The sequence below is a fragment of the Methylosinus sp. RM1 genome (assembly GCF_011378635.1).
GTDB classification, from domain to species: Bacteria; Pseudomonadota; Alphaproteobacteria; order Rhizobiales; family Beijerinckiaceae; genus Methylosinus; species Methylosinus sporium.
Genome location: NZ_WOVC01000013.1, coordinates 27,281 through 45,892, shown reverse-complemented (window position 1 = coordinate 45,892; position 18,612 = coordinate 27,281). Strand labels below are relative to the sequence as shown.

At 64.6% G+C, this 18,612-nt stretch carries 21 protein-coding genes and 1 tRNA gene; 6 read left to right on the top strand and 16 right to left on the bottom strand.

Features of this window, described 5'->3' with window-relative positions:
- The first annotated feature begins 7 nt into the window (after window positions 1–7).
- Complete coding sequence (locus FMZ75_RS11165; protein WP_166142826.1) at window positions 8–2,458, top strand: glycoside hydrolase family 2 protein; 2,451 nt, start codon at window positions 8–10, stop codon at window positions 2,456–2,458.
- A gap of 38 nt (window positions 2,459–2,496) precedes the next feature.
- On the opposite strand, the gene FMZ75_RS11160 is transcribed toward FMZ75_RS11165, so the two are convergent.
- The 3 genes from FMZ75_RS11160 to FMZ75_RS21905 all read right to left on the bottom strand — a co-directional run bounded on the left by FMZ75_RS11160 (window position 2,497) and on the right by FMZ75_RS21905 (window position 4,714).
- Window positions 2,497–3,180, bottom strand: a complete 684-nt coding sequence (locus FMZ75_RS11160) for a sensor histidine kinase (RefSeq protein WP_166142824.1) — start codon at window positions 3,178–3,180, stop codon at window positions 2,497–2,499.
- Between the two features lie 107 nt (window positions 3,181–3,287).
- A complete protein-coding gene (locus tag FMZ75_RS21910) occupies window positions 3,288–3,704 on the bottom strand; it encodes an amino acid permease (RefSeq protein WP_255461804.1) in 417 nt (138 codons plus the stop codon).
- Window positions 3,701–4,714, bottom strand: a complete 1,014-nt coding sequence (locus tag FMZ75_RS21905; protein WP_370464705.1) for an amino acid permease — start codon at window positions 4,712–4,714, stop codon at window positions 3,701–3,703. Before FMZ75_RS21905 ends, FMZ75_RS21910 begins: the two co-directional genes overlap by 4 nt.
- Window positions 4,715–4,856: 142 nt before the next feature.
- Between FMZ75_RS21905 and FMZ75_RS11150 the strand changes: the two genes are divergently transcribed.
- The gene (locus FMZ75_RS11150; RefSeq protein ID WP_166142822.1) at window positions 4,857–5,228 is read left to right on the top strand and encodes a VOC family protein; all 372 of its coding nucleotides are present in this window, start codon (window positions 4,857–4,859) and stop codon (window positions 5,226–5,228) included.
- 6 nt (window positions 5,229–5,234) lie between these two features.
- Here the strand turns inward: FMZ75_RS11150 and FMZ75_RS11145 are convergent, their stop codons facing one another.
- From FMZ75_RS11145 to FMZ75_RS11115, 7 genes are all read right to left on the bottom strand, one after another.
- Window positions 5,235–6,023, bottom strand: a complete 789-nt coding sequence (locus FMZ75_RS11145; RefSeq protein ID WP_166142820.1) for an energy transducer TonB — start codon at window positions 6,021–6,023, stop codon at window positions 5,235–5,237.
- On the bottom strand, window positions 6,020–6,466 hold the full coding sequence (exbD, locus tag FMZ75_RS11140; protein ID WP_142863809.1) for a TonB system transport protein ExbD: 447 nt from the start codon (window positions 6,464–6,466) through the stop codon (window positions 6,020–6,022). The genes FMZ75_RS11145 and exbD overlap by 4 nt, the downstream gene beginning before the upstream one ends.
- 5 nt (window positions 6,467–6,471) lie before the next feature.
- The gene (exbB, locus tag FMZ75_RS11135; protein WP_166142818.1) at window positions 6,472–7,266 is read right to left on the bottom strand and encodes a tonB-system energizer ExbB; all 795 of its coding nucleotides are present in this window, start codon (window positions 7,264–7,266) and stop codon (window positions 6,472–6,474) included.
- Complete coding sequence (locus tag FMZ75_RS11130) at window positions 7,263–7,946, bottom strand: Fe2+-dependent dioxygenase (RefSeq protein ID WP_166142816.1); 684 nt, start codon at window positions 7,944–7,946, stop codon at window positions 7,263–7,265. Before FMZ75_RS11130 ends, exbB begins: the two co-directional genes overlap by 4 nt.
- Window positions 7,947–7,956: 10 nt before the next feature.
- Window positions 7,957–8,640, bottom strand: a complete 684-nt coding sequence (locus tag FMZ75_RS11125; RefSeq protein WP_166142814.1) for a Fe2+-dependent dioxygenase — start codon at window positions 8,638–8,640, stop codon at window positions 7,957–7,959.
- A gap of 93 nt (window positions 8,641–8,733) precedes the next feature.
- Window positions 8,734–11,238 carry a TonB-dependent siderophore receptor gene (locus FMZ75_RS11120; protein WP_166142812.1) on the bottom strand — a complete coding sequence of 835 codons (2,505 nt, stop codon included), beginning with the start codon at window positions 11,236–11,238 and terminating at the stop codon, window positions 8,734–8,736.
- Between the two features lie 334 nt (window positions 11,239–11,572).
- A complete protein-coding gene (locus tag FMZ75_RS11115; protein WP_166142810.1) occupies window positions 11,573–13,072 on the bottom strand; it encodes a S10 family peptidase in 1,500 nt (499 codons plus the stop codon).
- A gap of 147 nt (window positions 13,073–13,219) precedes the next feature.
- Between FMZ75_RS11115 and FMZ75_RS11110 the strand changes: the two genes are divergently transcribed.
- On the top strand, window positions 13,220–13,420 hold the full coding sequence (locus FMZ75_RS11110) for a CsbD family protein (protein WP_024879662.1): 201 nt from the start codon (window positions 13,220–13,222) through the stop codon (window positions 13,418–13,420).
- A gap of 72 nt (window positions 13,421–13,492) precedes the next feature.
- On the opposite strand, the gene FMZ75_RS11105 is transcribed toward FMZ75_RS11110, so the two are convergent.
- The 3 genes from FMZ75_RS11105 to FMZ75_RS11095 are packed head-to-tail and all read right to left on the bottom strand — an operon-like array spanning window position 13,493 to window position 15,170.
- The gene (locus tag FMZ75_RS11105; RefSeq protein WP_166142808.1) at window positions 13,493–14,545 is read right to left on the bottom strand and encodes a MaoC family dehydratase; all 1,053 of its coding nucleotides are present in this window, start codon (window positions 14,543–14,545) and stop codon (window positions 13,493–13,495) included.
- Between the two features lie 3 nt (window positions 14,546–14,548).
- On the bottom strand, window positions 14,549–14,878 hold the full coding sequence (locus FMZ75_RS11100) for a DUF167 family protein (protein ID WP_166142806.1): 330 nt from the start codon (window positions 14,876–14,878) through the stop codon (window positions 14,549–14,551).
- Window position 14,879: 1 nt separating this feature from the next.
- Window positions 14,880–15,170 carry a YggT family protein gene (locus tag FMZ75_RS11095; RefSeq protein ID WP_108918394.1) on the bottom strand — a complete coding sequence of 97 codons (291 nt, stop codon included), beginning with the start codon at window positions 15,168–15,170 and terminating at the stop codon, window positions 14,880–14,882.
- 180 nt (window positions 15,171–15,350) lie between these two features.
- On the opposite strand from FMZ75_RS11095, the gene FMZ75_RS11090 reads away from it, so the two are divergent.
- Window positions 15,351–15,426: transfer RNA gene (locus FMZ75_RS11090), tRNA-Ala, on the top strand.
- 146 nt (window positions 15,427–15,572) lie between these two features.
- Here FMZ75_RS11090 and FMZ75_RS11085 read toward each other — a convergent pair.
- The gene (locus tag FMZ75_RS11085; protein WP_108918395.1) at window positions 15,573–15,812 is read right to left on the bottom strand and encodes a hypothetical protein; all 240 of its coding nucleotides are present in this window, start codon (window positions 15,810–15,812) and stop codon (window positions 15,573–15,575) included.
- Between the two features lie 347 nt (window positions 15,813–16,159).
- Here FMZ75_RS11085 and FMZ75_RS11080 point away from each other — a divergent pair, with 347 nt between their 5' ends.
- Complete coding sequence (locus FMZ75_RS11080; protein ID WP_142863710.1) at window positions 16,160–16,807, top strand: hypothetical protein; 648 nt, start codon at window positions 16,160–16,162, stop codon at window positions 16,805–16,807.
- 104 nt (window positions 16,808–16,911) lie between these two features.
- Window positions 16,912–17,190 (top strand): hypothetical protein, encoded by a 279-nt coding sequence (locus FMZ75_RS11075; RefSeq protein ID WP_108918397.1) that lies wholly within the window; start codon window positions 16,912–16,914, stop codon window positions 17,188–17,190.
- Here the strand turns inward: FMZ75_RS11075 and FMZ75_RS11070 are convergent.
- Both FMZ75_RS11070 and FMZ75_RS11065 read right to left on the bottom strand, forming a co-directional pair.
- Window positions 17,172–17,723, bottom strand: coding sequence for an AAA family ATPase (locus tag FMZ75_RS11070; RefSeq protein WP_142863709.1), 552 nt, complete (start codon window positions 17,721–17,723; stop codon window positions 17,172–17,174). The two genes, FMZ75_RS11075 and FMZ75_RS11070, sit on opposite strands and share 19 nt — an antisense overlap.
- Before the next feature lie 22 nt (window positions 17,724–17,745).
- Window positions 17,746–18,609 carry a polyphosphate kinase 2 family protein gene (locus FMZ75_RS11065; RefSeq protein WP_166142804.1) on the bottom strand — a complete coding sequence of 288 codons (864 nt, stop codon included), beginning with the start codon at window positions 18,607–18,609 and terminating at the stop codon, window positions 17,746–17,748.
- Between the last annotated feature and the right edge of the window lie 3 nt (window positions 18,610–18,612).

The following is an 18,612-nucleotide window of genomic DNA, read 5'->3' as shown; positions in this document are numbered from 1 at the left end:
GTCGCCGATGCGTGCGCGCGTCGAAGGAGAAAAGCGCCAGCGTCTCGACGCCGGTTGGACTTTTGCGATCGACGAAGCGGGCGAATGGACGCAGCCCTCCGACATCCCCGCCGCCGCGCGCTGGCGCGCCGCGCGCGTTCCGGGCACGCTGGCGCAGGCGCTGATCGCGGAAGGCGCGAGCTTCGACGATCTGCCGCCGCTCGATTCGATCGACGTCTGGTACAAGACCGCCTTCGTCAATTCGGCGCGGGCGGAATTGCAGCTGCACGGCCTCGCCACTCTCGCGGATGTCTATCTCGACGGCCGACTCGCGCTGCGCTCGGACAATATGTTTCATGCGCATCGAATAGAGATCGAGACGCCTGGCGCGCATGATCTCCACATTCGCTTTCGCTCCGTCGAGCGCGAGATCGCGACGAAGAGCGGACGCGCGCGCTGGCGGCCGCGGATGATCGCTCCGGCGGGGCTACGCCACATTCGCACGACGGCGCTCGGCCGCCTGCCCGGCTTCGCGCCGCCGACGCCGCCGCTCGGACCGTGGCGTGAAGTCGAGCTGATCGAGCATGGCGCGCTGCGTCTGCGCGCTATCGATATGCGCCCACTCGTCCACGAAGGTCGCGCCAGCCTGCGCGTCGCGCTCGAGATTTCCGGCGTTGCAGACGCTCCTGCTCGGCTCTTCTGCGGCGAGGCGGAAACGCGTTTCGAGCACGTCGCCGACGCTCGCATCGAGGCGACGCTCGCTCTGCCGGATGCACGGCTGTGGACGCCGCATACGCATGGCGAGCCGCATCTCTACGCTGTCGCGGCGACGATCGGCGATCTTAGCGTCGATCTCGGCCGCACCGGCTTTCGCGACATCGACGTCGATCGCGGCGCGGACGGCGCCGGCTTCGCGCTTCGCGTGAACGGCATTGCTCTCTTCTGCCGCGGCGCCTGCTGGACGACGGCCGACGCAGTTTCACTCGCTGGCGAGCGCGAGGATTGCGCGCCGCTGTTGCGCGCCATGCGCGACGCCGGCATGAACATGGTCCGCATTCCCGGCGTCACTCTCTACGAGAGCGATGATTTCTACGCGCTCTGCGACGAGCTCGGGATTTTGGTCTGGCAGGACTTCGCCTTCGCCAATTTCGATTATCCGTTTCAGGACGCCGCCTTTCGCGCCAGCGTCGAAAGAGAAGCGACGGAGTTTTTGGCGCGCACGCGATCTTCGCCTTCGCTCGCCGTGCTCTGTGGCGGCAGCGAGGTCTATCAGCAAGCCTCCATGCTCGGCCTCGCCGAAGCGAAATGGCGCTCGCCGCTGTTCGACGAAACGCTTCCGCGGCTCGTCCATGCGCAGCGGCCGGATACGATTTATGTCGAGAATTCGCCTTCCGGCGGACCCCTGCCCTTTCATTCGGACACGAGCGTATCGCATTACTACGGAGTGGGCGCCTATCGCCGCGGCCTGGACGATGCGCGCCGCGCCAATGTGCGCTTCGCCTCCGAATGTCTCGGCTTCGCCAATATCGCGGATGACGCCGCGTTACGCCGCGACTTCGGCGACGCCCCGCTCGCATCGCCTCTCTTCGCCGGACGCATCGCGCGCGACATGGGCGCGACGCAGACTTTCGGCGACGTCACCGAACATTATATGCGGCTGCTCTATGGCTGCGATCCGGCGACGTTGCGCGAGAGCGATCCGCAACTCTATCTCGACATAGCGCGCGCCGCAGTGGCCGAGACGATGGAGGCGACGATCGGCGAATGGCGACGCGGCGGCTCTACGACTCATGGCGCCATCGTCTGGTTCCTCGAGGATCTGTGGCCCGGCGCCGGCTGGGGCGTTCTCGATGCGCGCGGCGAGCCGAAATCCGCCTATCACGCTTTGGCGCGCGCCTTTCGTCCGCTGTCGCTCATGCTCACGGACGAAGGCGTCAACGGGCTCTTCGCGCATCTGCGCAACGACGGACCGCAGCGCATAGAAGGCGAGATTTCGCTCGCCTGCTATCGCGACGGCCATGTGCCGGTGATGAAAACGAGCCGCAGAGTCGCCGTCGAGCCGCATGGCGTCACCACATTGCGCGACGCGGAATTCTGGGGCGGCTTCTTCGATACGGCGCTCGCCTATAATTTCGGCCCGCCGTCGCATGATTTGACAGTGGCGCGCTTCACAGTCGCGCAAAGCGGCGCCGAGATCGACGCCTTTCATTTTCCGCTCGGGCGCAGCGCGATCAAATCGCAGCTCGGGCTACGCGCGGAGATCGCGGAAGACGGCGACGGATTCGTTCTCGCTCTGTCGACGAACCTCGCCGCGCAATCGGTGGCGATCGACGACGAATTTTTTCTTCCTCGCGACAATTGGCTGCATCTCGCGCCGGGCGCGACGAAACGCATTCGCCTCGTCGCACGATCGGCCGATGCGAAGCGACCGAAGGGAACGGCGAGAGCGCTGAACGGGGAAGCGATCCGCTACGGTTGACGACGATCTGCTTCATCGGAACCGGCTCGCAGCCCAGATTATGCCGCGACATATTCCGGGAAATCGAGCCGCACCAATGCGCCCTGTGGAAGCCGCTCGAAGAAGACTTGGCCTTTCAATTGACGCGCGAGCCCCCGCATCAGCTGAAGCCCGTCGCCCTTCGCGACCTTGGCCGGATCGAAGCCGCAGCCATTGTCGGCGACCGTCAGCTCGAGCCTGTCGCCGATGCGGCGCAGACGCGCCTGCACCTCGCCATGCGCTCCGTCGGGAAACGCGTGCTTCATCGCATTGGTGACGGCCTCGACATAGACGAGGCCGACACATTGCGCGCGCCGATAATGGAGAAAAATGTCATCGTCCGCGATCGTCTCGCCGACGATGCGATCGTCGAAAGCCTTGCGGCGCGCTTCGGACAGCGCCCAGAGATAGGAGGACATGCAGATGTCCGCATCATCGTCCTCGTCCAGCGCATTGTGGAGCTCCACGGCGCTGCGAAGACGCATGGCGCAATTGCTGCAACCTTCGGGCTTCTCGAGACGCCGCGATTGGGCGGAGATCAATGTCGCCAGCGCCTGCAGATCGTTGCGGACGCGGTGGCGCAGCTCGCGATAGCGATCTCTCTCGGCGCATAGCTCGGCTCGCACGCTCGCGAGCTCCGCCTCGAGCTCGGCGATCCGGTTCTTACCCTCGACTGCCGAGGATACGCCCACGACGTCACTCATTCAATTCGATCCCCTCCGAGCGGCGCGCCGGAGACGACAATCGCGGTCGCACGGACCTGCTTTCATCTATCTGAAGCGGGTCCCCCGGATTTTCAAGCTGCTCGGGCCTATTCCGCGCTCGCTCGCGCTGCGCGCGCCAGCTTGCTGCGCTCGCGGCCGTAGGAAAAGTAGAAGATCAGCCCGATCGTCATCCATATTACGAAACGCTCCCAGGCCGCGGGCGGCAGCTTGGAGAGAAGCCAAAGCGAGAAGCCGACGCCGACGAGCGGCACGAATGGCACGAGCGGCGTGCGAAAGCTGCGCTGCGCATCGGGACGCGTGCGCCGCATCACGATGATCGAAATGCAAATGACGACAAAAGCGGACAGCGTTCCGATATTGACGAGCTCGGCGACCTCGCGGATCGGATAGAGCCCCGCGACGATGGCGGTGAGCGCGCCGATGACCAACGTCGGGCGATGCGGCGTATGAAAGCGCGGATGCGCATGGGAGAACCACGCCGGTAGCAGCCCGTCGCGGCTCATGGCGAAGCAGATGCGCGCGCGCAGCCGAGCAAAAACGCCAACATGACGCTGACGATGCCGGCGACGGCGGCGACGGAGACGACGAAGGTCGCCCAGGGCAGACCGACCGCCGTAAAGGCCGCGGCGACAGGCGCGGGATTGTTCAGCGTGTCGTAGCGCACCATTCCGGTGAGCACGAGCGACATCACCACATAGAGCGTGAGCGCGACAGCGAGCGACAGCAGCACCGCGCGAGGCAATTGGCGCTGCGGGTCTTTCGCCTCCTCGGCCGCGGTGGTCAGCGTGTCATAGCCGAAGACGGCGAAGAACACGACCGCCGCGCCTTCGACGACGCCGCCGAAGCCGTAAGGCATGAAAGGCGTCCAATTCTCGAGACGCACATGCGGCAGGCCCACGGCGACGACGAGCAAAACCGCCGCCGTCTTCACGATCACCATCACGGCGTTGAATCGCGCGCCCCATTCGATGCGCAGCACCAGCACGCCCGCCACGAAGAGCGCGCCCAATATGGCCGCGAGATCGACAATGCGCCCCTCGCCCGTCCCGGCGGCGCCCGAGGCCCAGATCGGCAGGGCGAGGCCGAGCTGGCCGAGCAGCGCCTGCAGATAGCCGGACCAGCCGATGGAGACCACGGCGACGACGAGCGCATATTCGAGCAGCAGATCCCAGCCTATGATCCAGGCCGCGAGCTCGCCGAGCACGGCATAGGCGTAAGTATAGGCGCTGCCCGCCGCCGGGATCATGCCGGCGAACTCCGCATAGCAGAGCGCCGCGGCCGCGCTGGCGACGCCGGCGATGAGGAAGGACAGCGAGACCGCCGGCCCCGCCTGCGTCGCCGCCACCACGCCCGTGAGCACGAAAATGCCGACGCCGATCAGCCCGCCGAGGCCGATGCTGGTCAATTGCCACAGGCCGAGCACGCGGCGCAGCTCGCTATGCCGACCGGACTCCGACTGCAGCGATTCGATCGACTTCACCCGCAAGAGGTCGCGCAGCGCATTGTTCCGCACGCTCAATCCCCCCTCCTCGATCCGCCCCGAAAGAAGCGGCCGAAGCTATCATGTCGTGAACGACGGTCGAAATCTCAGCGTGGCGGGAACCGCGGCTTCTCGAGATCGTTAATTCACGGCGCCACGCCGGAGCGAGACGCTCATGACCGTCACATTGAACCACACGATCGTTCCCGCCCATGAGAAGGGCGCGGCGGCCGACTGGTTCGCTCGCGTCCTCGGCCTCGAATACGAGCCCTCGTCCGACGGGCATTTTGCCCCGGTCCATGTCAATGCCGCGCTGACCTTTCTCTTCTCCGACGACGAAACCTTCCCGGCGAGCCATTACGCCTTCCATGTCTCCGACGCCGAGTTCGACGCCATACTCGAGCGCGTGCGCGCTTCCGGGCGGCCCTATGGCAGCGCGCCCTGGAGCCGGGACGATAAGAAGCTCAATGATTGGAACGGCGGCCGCGGCGTCTATTTCGAGACGCCCGACGGCCATCTTCTGGAGCTGATGACCGCGCCTCAGTGAGTCTCTTCAGCGCACTTCGGGGCCGAACTTCACCGGAATGTCGAATGAGAGACGCTCGTCGGCGACGACGGGCGGGGGCGCGATAACCGGATCTGCGCGCTTCAGCATCGCGAGGGCCGCCTCGTCGAAGGCGGAATCGCCGGAGGAGCGATAGACGCTAGAGGCGACCACATGTCCGAGCCGATCCAATGTGAAGCTGACGCCGACTTCCACGGAGCGCCGAGGAACGCCGCGCGGGTAACGCAGGTGCCGGTGCAGATGCGCCACCAGCCGCTTCTGCCAAGAGAGCGCCGCCGCGCGGGCCGCCTTGTCCATGCCCTGAGCGGGCGCGACGGCCCGAGGCGCTTCCCGCTCCACATCCGACTTCGGCGGCGCGGCCGCCTCGGAGGCCGCGGACTCCGCGGAGATCACCGGCGTCGCCTCGCGCTTGGTCGGCTCATCGACCGGCTTCTCGTGCTGTTCGGCGGTCGCATAATCGGCGTCGTCGGCCTCGACGCGCGCGATTTTGGGATCGTCATTGTCCTTGGTCTGGGAGGCGGCGACGGCCGGCGCGGCGGCGGCGGCTTCGTCGGCCTGCGGGCCGGGAGGCGCGTCGGGAGCGTCCTCGACATGCGGCGCGGCGGGCGCGAGGCCGATCTCGATCGCCGGGGCGCCGCTCGAATCATCGTCGGTCTCGACCTCGAAGACGACGAAAATAGCGGCGAGCGCCAGAAGATGCGCGATCAGCGCAGCTAGCGCCGCGCCGGTCCAGATACGATTGTTCCGGCCCGTGTCGAGATCGGCGGCGACGCTCATTTCGCGGCTCCGCCCGTCGCCGCGCCGCCGGCGTCGAGCGCGACGAGCGAGATCTTGGCGTAGCCGCCTGAGCGCAGGCGCTCGAGAATGGCCATCATCTCGCCATAGGGCACCGCCGTGTCGGCGCGCAGGAAGACGCGCTTGTCCTTATCGCCGCCGGCGAGCGAGTCCAGCGAGGCGATGAGATCATTGCGCTTCACCGGCGTCTCGCCCAGAGCGAGCGCCAGATCGGCCTGAATGGTGAGATAGATCGGCTTGTCGGGCTTTGTGTGCGTCGCCGCGCTCGCGGCCGGCAGATCGACGGGAAGATCGACAGTGGCGAGCGGCGCCGCCACCATGAAGATGATCAGCAGCACGAGCATCACGTCGATGAAGGGCGTGACATTGATCTCGTGCGTCTCTTCGAGCGCGCCGCGCGACGATCCTCCGATATTGCCGGCCATGAGCGTTACTCCGCCGCGCGCAAAGCCGCGGGCGCCTGCTGGACGCCGCGATCGAGATCGCGCGAGACGATGCGCAGCAGTTCGCCGGAGAGATTGGAGACGAGCTCGAGATAGGCGCTCGTCTGCCGCGCGAGATGATTGTAGATCAGCACGGCGGGAATGGCGGCGATGAGGCCGATGGCGGTGGCGAGCAACGCCTCGGCGATGCCGGGCGCGACGACGGCGAGATTGGTCGTCTGCGCTTTCGATATGCCGATGAAGCTGTTCATAATGCCCCACACCGTGCCGAACAGGCCGATGAAGGGACCGGTGGAGCCGACCGAAGCGAGCAGCCCCGTGCCGCGACGAATGGAGAGGCTCTCGGCGCGCTCGATCTCGGCGAAGCTCGACGCGACGCGCTCCTTCAATCCGCCGGCGGAGGAGAGATCGGAAGAGAGGCGGAACTCGCGCAGCGCCTCGGCGATCAGAGCGCTCGCCAGAGGATCGTCGCCGCCGAGCGCGAGACGCGCTTCCGCGAGGCCGCGCGCCTCCTGCAGACGCTCGATAGAGCCGCGAATGCGCGCGCGCGCGCGCCGCAATTCGATCGTCTTGGCGATGAGCACCGTCCATGTGCCGATGGAGGCGCTGACGAGGCCCAGCATGACGATCTTCACAACGATGTCGGCGTTGAGGAACATGCTCGACACGGAAAGATCATGCGGACGATTGATGATGTCCGCGCGCCCTTCGGCCAGACAGAGAGACGTCGAGAGGAGGAGAGACGAGGCCGCGATCGCTAGCGTCTGAAATGACCGTTTCATGCTTCCGCCCATATGCGAATGAGATTGTGATAGACGCCCGTCAGCTTGACGCAGGCCGGATCGCCGACGCCGAGCCGCTCCGTGAGACCTTGAATCGTCTGGTCCAAATCGAAAAGCAACGAACGTACCACGTTGTCGCGAATCATGCTTTGAAGCCAGAAGAAGGATGCGACGCGTTCGCCGCGCGTCACTTCTCGCACGAGATGCAGGCTCGTCGATGGATAGAGCACCAGATGACCGGCGGGCAGCTTCACTTCCTGCGCGCCATAATGGTCCTCGATGACGAGCTCGCCGCCGTCGTATTCGTCGGGATCTACGAGAAACAGAGTGACGGAGAGATCGGTGCGAATGCGCACCGAAGTGCGCGGCACGCCGCGAATGGCGTTGTCGACATGCAGTCCGAAATCATGCCCCGCGCCATAGCGGTTGAACAGCGGCGGGAAAATCCGTAGCGGCAGAGCGGCGGAGACGAAAGTCGGACAGGCTGCGAGCGCATCGAGCACGAGATCGCCCAATTCGCGGGCGGCGGCGCCGTCTTGCGGCAATTGCAGATTATTCTTCACCAGGCTCGACTGCGAGCCGGCCGTCGTGCGGCCGTCTTCCCATATGGTCTGCGACATCACGTCGCGAAAATAGGCGACCTGCCGCGCATCGAGCACATCGGGTATGCAGATCAGCATGGCGCGACCCTCATACCTCGCTCCAATGGCGTATGAGATTGTGATACACGCCGCCGAGCTTCATCACATCCTCGTCGTCTCCGCCGAGCCGCGGCGCGAGCTGCTGGATCGCCGTGTCGAGATCATAGATCACGTCGCGCACGCTCTCCTGGCGGATCATGCTCTGCACCCAGAAGAAGGAGGCGACACGCGCGCCGCGCGTGACGGGCGACACCATGTGCAGATCGCTCGCCGGATAGACAGCGAGCGCGCCGGCCGGAAGCTTGACCTGATGCGAGTCGTATGCGTCGTCGACGACGAGCTCGCCGCCTTCATATTCCTCCGGCTCGGAGAGAAAGACCGTGACGGCGAGATCGGCGCGAATGCGCACGCCGGTCAGCGGATCGCCGCGAACGGCGTTGTCGACATGCACGCCGAAACGATGCCCGACGCGATAACGATTGAACATGGGCGGATAGATGCGTAGCGGAATCGCCGCGGCGACAAAGCCCGGATGCGAGACGATCGCCTGCAAAAGGCGCTCGCCGAGGCGCCGAGACAAATCGCCATTGGGCGGCAGCTGCTCATTGCTCTTCACCGAGGGCGGCTGCGCGCCGGCGGTGGAAGCGCCGTCCTCCCATTCCGCGGCGTCCATGACGCTGCGGAATTGAGCGACCGTCTCCTTGCTCAGAACGTCCGGCACGCAGATCAGCATATCCGCACATTCCATTTTTTGCGGCGCAATGAAAAGGCGCCGGCTCCTTGTTTGAAACTTTTCCAAGGGAGCCGGCGCCTGCGATAATACATCTCAGAATTTGGCGCGCGCCTCGAACAGCACGGTGCGGCCGGGCGCCACCTGGGTGAAAGGCGTCGCCGTCTGATAGAAGGCGTCATAATAGGTGCGGTCGAACATATTCATGACCGAGACCTTGAGCGTGATATTTTCGGTGACCTTGCCTTCGAGGAAAGCGTCGAAGCGCCAGTAGGAGGGCAGCACGGTCGGCACATTCACGAAGGGATTGGCCGCCGTCGGCGCAGGCCAACCCGTCGTGCCGTTCACGGCCGTCGCGCCATTGGCGATGATATTGTTGCCGCCGTATATCTTCGAGCGATAGACCGCCTGGCCGCCGAATTCGAGCCGATCCGCCTCGAAGCCGAAGAGATCGCCGAACTGATATTTGCTCAGCAGGCTGAAGGATTCATGCGCGATATTGGCGAGTTGTAGGCCGACATTGGTCCTGATCTGCGAACGAGTGACCTTCGACTCCATGATGACGAGACCGCCGGTCACGCTCCATTTGTCTGTGATGTTGCCGGCGATCTCTATGTCCGCGCCTTGGACATAATAGGCGGCGTCGCCCGTCGTCACCGAGCCGTTCACCTCGCGCGCTCCGTTCACGTCGGTGCGGAACAGCGCGGCGGTCGCCAGCAGATGGCGGTCGAACAGCTCCCATTTGGCGCCGATTTCCTTGGCGTAATTGCGCTGCGGCGGGAAGATCTGCACCGCCGTGGTGAGACCGCCGTAATTGGCCGCGCCGCCGTCGAGCTCCGCGCCGACCGGATTGGCCGAGGTCGCATAGGCCGCATAGAGGCTCACTTCCGGCAGCGGCTTCAGCACCAGGCCGAAATTGTAATTGACGAGGCTGGTGTGATTGGCGGCGAAGGTCGTATAGGCCTCGTTGCGGTTGGTGATGGTGTAATCGTCGAAGCGCACGCCGGCGTTGGCGATGACGATATCCTCATAATTGGCCGTCTCGATGAGATAGCCCGCCTTGGTGTCCACGGCGACGCGCGTCACATTCTGATTGCGCGTCGGCGTGTTGAGGAAAGGCAGAGAATTGCACGGCAGATAGAGATTGCACACGAGCGCGCCGCCGACGGCGCCTCCGTTCAGCTCCGACGAGAGATTGGTGTAATTGGTTCGCGTCAGCCCTTCCCTGCTATATTCGGCGCCGAGGACGACCTCATGCTTCACCGGGCCGGTGACGAATTTGTAATTTATGTCGGTCTGGCTCGCGAGCGTATTGGTCACTTGGTAGCGGCTCTGCGCGCCGATGTTCACCGTGCCGGCGGCCCAATTGGCGCTCTGCGTCAACGTGCCGATGTAATCGACCACCGAGCGGCTCTGGCGCAGCCGGCTGGTGATCTTCAGATCGTCATTGACGCGATACTCGCCGGTGAAAGTGCCGAAGTCCTGGCGATATTTCTGGAAGTCGCGATTGAGCAGCCCATACCAGGTGTTGCGCGAGGTGACGCCTTCCGCGTAAGGCCGATTGGTCGTGCGGTTATAGGGAATGCCGAAGTCCGGCAGGCCGTTCTGATAGGAATGGGTGTAATTCGCCGTGAGCGTGAAGTTGTCGATCGGCTTGAAGACGACGGAGCCCGAGACGCCATTGCGGTCGTCGGTGACGTAATCGCGCCCGGCGACATTGGCGTCCTGGAACAGGCCATTGACGCGCACGGCGAGAATCGGGCTGATCGCCTTGTTGACGTCGATCTGCACGCGCTTGGAGTTGTCCGACGGGCCGCCGGTGAACTTCATATCGTAGAAGTCCTGCTCCTTGGCCGTCTTGGTGACGATGTTGAGCGCGCCGCCGGCGGTGCCGCGGCCGGCGAAACTGGAGCCGGGACCGCGCAGGATTTCCACCTGCTCCGTATAGAAATTCTCGCGCAAGCTGACGCCCGGATCGCGCACGCCGTCGACGAATATGTCGTTGCGGGCGTCGAAGCCGCGGATGAAGAAGCGATCGCCGAAGGCGTTGCCGCCCTCGCCCGAGCCGAGCGTGACGCCGGCCGTGCTGCGCGCGATTTCCTTCAGCGTGAAGGCGTTCTTGTCCTCGAGCACTTCCTTGGTGAGCACGGTCACGGTGCGCGGCGTGTTCAGCAGCGGCTGGGTGAATTTGTTGGACGACAGCCGATCGGCCTTATAGGGCGCCTTGGGATCGGCATAGGGATTGGCGTCGGCCGGCGCGGCGCCGCCCCCTGCCCCCGCCTGCGCGCTCTGGGCGCCTTGCGCGCCGGCTTGTGGAGCGGCGGGTTGCGTCGAGGGAGCGCGCGTCGCACGGCGCGGCTTGGCGGCCTGATGGGCGGCGGGCGCCGCATGAACCACCGGCTTCGGCTTCTCCTTCGGCGCGTCGACGCGCACCGCCGGCAGAGACTGACTGGCTTCCTGCGCTGTCGCGACGCCGACGCCCGCGGCCAGCAGAGCCGCTACTCCCAACAGTTTCGCCGACGGGCCGTCGATGCGCGAGACCGACGCGGATGATCCGCGCCGCAGGCTGCGCAGAGAAAACGGCGCTTTGATGTTGTTCATTCTGTCCTGCCCCCGTGGAATCAAGTCCGGGAAAACCGGTAAGGTGATCCACTATGCGTATTTTCCGCTGCGAGCAGGGTCAATCGAAGGATGCGTAGACTGGAAATATTACAAGGACCAAATTCTTGAAAGTCTTGAAATAAAAGCTTCCTGTCACGTTGTTGACATTGTTCGAAAGAGACTTATTGGAAATATTCCAAGTTGAAGCCGCGCGGATTTAGCCGCTCCGTTCGTCATACATCTGATACGCCTCATCGCCTTTCGCTCGTGGGGCGACGCGCCGAGCCATCGACCTCGTTTTTCGTCGCCCGCGCTCGGCTCGACCTCGAAAAGCTCATTTGCCTTCGATCGTCTTGCGCGCCTCGTCGCGCAGCAGACGGCGGGAATCGTCGCGGATATAGGACATGTGCCCGCCGGGCACGGTCACGAGCCGCACGCGAGTCGTCTCGCCGAAAGCGGGCAGCTGATCGATGAGCAGCTTGCTCGCATAATAGGGCGTCACCAGATCGGCGAGCCCATGGGCGACGAGCACTTTCAGCCGCGCGTCGAGAGCGAGCTCGTCGCGCAGCGTCGAGACCGCCTCCGCATTGGCGCGGCCGCCGCGGCCGAAGTCCCAATCATGCGCGACCTTGTGATTGAGAATCTCATAGCGCGCGTCGCCGATCGGCCATTGCAATTTCTCGATCGTCAGGCGCGTCATCGCGGCGCCGAGCGGCGCGGCGAGCGCGTCGAGCACCGGATCAGCCCAATTGCTCTCGCGCGAGAAGGGCCGCGGATCGAAGCCCGTGATCTCGCCGTCATAGGCGCTGGAGACGCGATGCGAGGCGCGCAGACGATCGCGCAGAAAAGTCTTCAGCGCGACGCGGCCGCCCTCCTCCATCACGATCCGCGATTCCAGCCCGGTGAAGCGCGTGACATTGGCGTCGAGCCGCTCCAGCGCGTCCTTGTCGCGCGGGCCTTTGAGCAGATCGACGAGAAATTCGCCGGAGGCGTAGGCCTCGACATCGGCGAGCTCGGCGCGCTGCTTGGCATCGCGCGCCACCGCCGCATAGGACGGCAGGCGGCCGGCGAGCGACAGGAGATTGCGCGGGCTGTCCAGCCAGGCGAAATCCAGCGCCGGCGAGATCAGCACCAGACCTTCGACGCCGATGCTCTCGCGCTCGCGCAGCGCATGGGCGAGCTCGACGGCGCGAAAGCCGCCATAGCTCTCGCCGACCAGAAACTTCGGCGAGGCGATGCGTCGATGCGTCGCCAGCCATTTGCGCACCACCACCGCGAGCGCCTCGGCGTCACCCTGCGCCGAGAAGAAATGCTTTCTCGTCTCCTCATTGTCTGTGAGGAACTTGCTGTAGCCCGTGCCCGGCGGGTCGATGAAGACGAGATCGACGAAAGGCAGCCAGCTTTCGGCATTGTCCACGACGACGGGCGGCGCGGAGGGCGACAGCGGCCCCGCGCCCAGCGACAGGCGCCAGGGCGAGACGCCGCCGAGGCCGAGCCAGGCGGAAGCCGCGCCCGGCCCGCCATTGAAGACGAAGGCGATGGGCCGGGCCAGCGCATCGACGTCGGAGCGCTCATAGGAGACGAAAGCGACATCCACGCGCGGCGCGCCGCTCTGGGCGTCGCGCAGCCGCACCGCGCCGGCGCGGGAGAGGAAGGCCAGCTTCTCGCCGCGGATCGACATGGAATGCGTGGTCGTGACCTCTGTCGGAAGGCCTTGCGATTGGTCCGCGGCCTCCTCGCTCTCCTTTTTCTGCGCCGCGGGCGGCGCCGCGAGGCTCGAGGAGCCGGAGAGACAAAGAGCCAGCGCGAGCGCAATCCAGGCTTTGGAAATCATGTCACGACCTTTCATTCCACGATGTGAGAACAGATAGCGCCGCGCTCGAGCGCGGCGAAGGGCGATGGAACCATCTCCAGCGGCAAGAATTGTCATCCGATCCTGCGGCGCTCCAAAATAGACGCGCCCGAGCACAGGAGAAGAAAGATGGAATGGAACCAGATCCAAGGCAATTGGAAGCAGGCTACGGGCAAGATCAAAGAGAAATGGGGCGACTTGACCGATGACGATCTGACCAGAATCCAGGGCAAGCGTGACCAATTCGAAGGCGAATTGCAGAAACGCTACGGGAAAAGCAAGGAAGCCGTTCAAAAAGATGTCGATGAGTGGCTGAAAACGCTCCATTGAGCGACGCCTCTCCACTATGCTCCCAGGGGAGAGACAAAGCGGCGGCCGGTTCTCCGGCCGCCGCGGCTTTCGTCAGCGCGGCATCACCGCCCAATAGTCGAGGTCGAGCAGCACGTCCGGATGCGGCTTACCCTCGGCCGTCGTCAGCGGGAAATCCGCCGGCGGGTGGTCCTTCGTGGCGACGAGCCGCAAGCGCAGCGCGCCAACGTCCGAGCGGCCGGGAATCCCGGCCTTGTCCAGCACTTCCGACCAGGCGAAGACGGTGCCGCCGGCGAACAGCGGATTGACATGGCGCCCGCCATTCACCGCGGCGATGTGGAAGGCGTTCTCGAGACCGTTGAAGGAGAGCGCGCGGGCGAGCGAGATCACATGCCCGCCATAGATGATGCGCTTTCCGAAACGCCCCTGCGCCTCATAATATTGATTGAAATGGACCTTGGAATTGTTCTGATAGAGGCGCGTGGCGATCTGATGCTCGGCCTCCTCCACGGTCATTCCGTCGATATGGTCGATCTTCTCGCCCACCTCGTAATCGCCCCAGAAATAGGGAGAGCCGGCCAAATCCTTGTCGTAGGCGGCGACGTTTATCGCCGGCACGGCCTTGCCGAGATCGGCGGGGGCGACGGATTTCGGCAGCGTCGGCACGACTTCCGGCCCCACGGGGGCGTCCTTGTCGCGCTTCTTCACCATCACCCAGCGGGCGTAGTCGAGCACCGTCTCGCCGCGCTGATTCTTGCCGGTGGAGCGCACATAGACGACGCCGGTCTCCTTATTGGAGTTCTCCTTGAGGCCGATGACCTCGGATGTCGCCGTCAGCGTGTCGCCCGGATAGACGGGCACGAGAAATTTGAAATCCGCATAGCCGAGATTGGCGATGGCGTTCAGCGAGACGTCCGGCACGGTCTTGCCGAGCACGAAATGGAAAACGAGAATATCGTCGATCGGCGCTTCTCTATAGCCGATCGCCTGGGCGAAGGTCGCCGAGGATTGGACGGCGAAGCGCGGCAGATAGAGCGCCGTGTAGAGCGCGACGTCGCCCGCCGTCACCGTGCGCGGCGCGGCGTGGCGGATCACCTGACCCAGCGAGAAATCCTCGAAAAAATTTCCGACCTTCGACTTGCTCATGCCTCAACCATTTCTTGTCGCGCTGGTCTTCTCCAGCGCTGCGAGGAGCCGTGCGGGATCTCCCGCGATGAAGAGCTTTTTCAGCCGCGCCGTGTGACCGGAGGCGATCGACACGGTTCTGCGCGGCGCGCCGATCGTCTCGGCGACCAGTTCGACCAGCGCGTCATTGGCGCGCCCATCCTCGGGCGCGGCCCGCACCCTGGCCTTGAGCACCGCCCGGCCGTCGGCCAGACGCTCGACGCCTTCGACCGCGTCGCGGCCGCCCTTGGGCGTCAGCCGAACCCAGAGAGCGACGCCTTCGCCCTCCGCGCTCCAGGCGGCGGCCTCCGTCATGTCAGCCTATGCCGCCGAGCTGGCCGGCGACCAGATTGCGCAGGAATTGCAGCGCGAGCAGCAGGATGATGGGCGAGATGTCCATTCCGCCCAAGCTCGGCAGCACGCTGCGGATCGGCCGCAGCACCGGCTCGGTCAGCGCGTTCAGCGCATTCCACAGCGAATAGACTGCGCGCGATCTGGTGTTCACCACATCGAAGGCGATGAGCCATGACATGACCGCCATGGCGATGACGACCCACCAATAGAGGTCGATGATCGTGAAGATGAGATTGGCCACAGCATATTGCATGATGTGCTTTCCACCGGTCGAAGTCGAAAAATGTCTCTATCCCTCCTGCACCGCCGCCGCAATCCCCGGCCCCGGCTTCGGCGCGGCCATTCGGCGGAGACCGTCTCGGAAAAGAGGAACGATTTCGACGCAGGGCGGATTGACAGGCGGGTAGGCGCCGAGTATCCAGCGCCTCGGAGCGGGGCTGTAGCTCAGATGGGAGAGCGCTGCAATCGCACTGCAGAGGTCGGGGGTTCGAATCCCCCCAGCTCCACCAATCAATTCAACGGCGATCGGACTTCCAGAAATCGCGGATCGACTGTCGGGCGCGCGTCACGCGCGCGACGCCGGCCACGAATCCGTAGCGGCGCGCCGCTCGCGTCGTCGACTTCACGACATGATCTTCGCTCGCAGCGCTCTACCTCACGCCCTCGGCGTCGGGACATGCTCGTCGAAGCGCCGCCGCGGAAAGGCCGCTCTGAACAGCATGATGACGAGATTGATCAGAACGAGACCAACGAGCAGCGTCAGCCCCCAATCGCCTATGCTCGCCGTGGAGGGCGCCTGCAACACCGAATTCACGGCCGTTTCGCCCTTGGCCCATACGCAGCTCACCGCCTCGCAAAATGTCATCGACGCGAGCGGTTGTTCGCAGGACTCCATGATCGGCTCCCGAGTTCTCGTCTATTCGCACGCATTTAGAGGCGCTGCGAGCGACTTCAATCCCGCCCGCGTCGCGCCGCAGCATAGACGGCGGCGCAACGACGCACGCGGGAAACGATGCGCACGATAAAGTAGAGTTGCGCCGAAAAGCGTCTATCGTCGCGTGCGACCGAGCGACATTTCTGTTGCCGTGCTCTTATTTTCTCTCGACAACGGCTAAGTATTCGCCCACTCTATCGGCGTTCGGAATTTCCGTTCATCCTGGGAAAACTCGGAGCCGACGTAACCGATTTGGACGAAAGATCGTCCGACGGAAGTCGTTCCGCCCCCTTCGACGCCGGAGACCCATGCGCCGCATCGTTCGCCCCTTCGTGAAGGAATTCAAATCGCGCTCCGCCAAGGCCGCGTCGAGCCGTATCGTTCCGCTCGACGAAGCGGCCGCCGAGCAAAAGCCCGCCTTTCTCGACCTCGCGGCCTTCGCGCCGCGCGTCGTGGAACGCGAGACGCCGCATGACGACGGCTACGAAGCGGCGATGAAAGCGGCCGATCTCGTTTTCGGCAAGAAGGCCGAAGCGATAAAGGCGGAGGCCGTGTCCGCGCAGCCGGCGAGCACCGGCCGTGTGCTGCCGAGCCTCATCGAGCCCATCGCGCCGCCGCCCGAGCCGGAGGCGCCTGTCCGCCGTGGCCCCGGCCGTCCGCGCGGCGTGAAGAAAGCCGTCGAGCCGAAGATCGTCGACGCCGAGAGCGACGCGCCGATTCGCGCCGCGCGCCGCCCCAAAACGCCGAAAGCCGCGCCCGCGCCGCGGCCCGCTCCGGAGCCGATCTCCATTGTCGCGCGCCAGCCGCCGGCTCCGGCGCCGATCGCCGTCGCCAGGGTCGAGAGCGAGACAACGAGCCGCAGGACTCGCCGCGCCATTCAGCTGCGCTGGGTTCTCGGAACGGAGCTGCGGGCCGGCGAAAAGTGGAAGCGTCGCCTTCCCGAGGCCGCCCGCTGAACGAAAGACGCCGCGTCGGGATGCGAGACGACGCTAACCTTCGCCGGCGCCATTCGTTCAAAATCCTTGCTCCTCGGCTCGATCGGCGTCATATACGGAGAGCGATGACGGACTCTCAAGAAACCACGCTGATCGAGGCCTTGAAGAAGGTCGATGCGCATGGCGACATCGCGCCGCCGCATGTGCAGGATCCGATGACCATGGCGCTGCGCCAGCGCGCCATTGCGGCCGATCTCATGCGTTGGGACGACAGCCGCGGCCGTTACGTGCTCACCGGCACCGGCCGCAGCCGCATCAGCGCCCGCAATCGCGCCCCTGGCGCGGTGCTGCGCTTCCGCCGCAGAGACGAGCGCGAAGGCGATTCTCAGCGCAAGGTCGACTGATCGGAAATTTCCAACCTATTCAGCACGAAGTCGGCGCGCTCGGCGACGCTCGCCCGCGGCAAGACATCCAGCCGATAGCCGAGCAATGGATAAGCTTCCGCGAGCCGCTCGTATTCGGCGACGGCGGCGTCGAAGCTATGGCGGCGCTCCGTATCCTCGACATAGATTTCTCGCCACGGCGGCGTCATGAACACGCGAGAATCATAGCGCGGCTGCGCGCGCAAGGTCGCCTGCGCCGGCTCTCCGGTCGCATGTTGTAGCGCGACGGCGGCGTCGACCAGCCCTCGATCGAAAAACACGAGCCCGGTCTCGCGGCCGGCTCTCTCGATATCCTCTATCGCCATTCGAAGGGCGCGACGCGCGAATGCCGCGAGATCGACCCACGGCAGCGCGGCTCCCGCGCCCGCGATCTCCTCGGCGACGATTCTGCGTCCCGGCTCTTCGACCACAGCGAAGCCGCGGCGCGCGAGTTCGGCGAGCAGGCTCGATTTGCCACCGCCCGAGCAGCCCGAGATCACGATGAAACCTCTCATGAAATCCTCGCTTCGGCGATATTCAGCCGCGACGCCCGGGTCCGCCGTTCTTCGCCTCGGCGACGGCGGCGTGATATTTCTTCGCGATCTGCGCGAGATCGACGCGCGTCGGCGGCAGCTTCAGCCCCATCTCGTCCAGAGTGTCGACCACGATTCGCGAAATGACGAGATCGCGAAACCATTTGTGATTCGACGGAACCACGAACCAGGGCGCCTGCTTCGTGCTGGTGCGCGCCAGCGCCTCCTCATAGGCCTCCACATATTGCGGCCAATATTCGCGCTCCGTGTAATCGCTCTCGCTGATCTTCCAATTGCGCGCCGGATCGTCGAGCCGCTGCTCGAAGCGCGCGAGCTGCTCCTCCGGGCTGATGTGGAGATAGAATTTCAATATTCGCACATTGCCGTCGCGGGTGAGCAGGCTCTCGAAATCATTGATCTCGTCATAGCGCTTCGACCATATGTCGCGAGGAACGAGCTTGTGCACGCGCACCACCAGCACATCCTCGTAATGCGAGCGGTTGAAGATGACGACCTGGCCCTTGGCCGGCGCATGGGCGTGAATGCGCCAGAGAAAATCATGGTCGTGCTCGATCGGCGTCGGCTGCTTGAAGCAGGCGACCGAAACGCCTTGCGGATTCATGCCCGAAAACAAATGACGAATAGTGCCGTCCTTGCCGCCGGCGTCGAGCCCTTGCAGCACGATCAGCAGCGCCTGCGAACCATCGGCATAGAGCAGATATTGCAGCTTCGCCATGCGCTCGACATGTTCCTTGATCTTGGGCAGCGCCTCCTCATGCGATTTGTGCTTGCCCGTAGCGGAAGGATCATAATCGGCGAGGCGGAGCTTCACACCCGGCTCGACCCTGTATTTGTCACGCCAATCCATTCG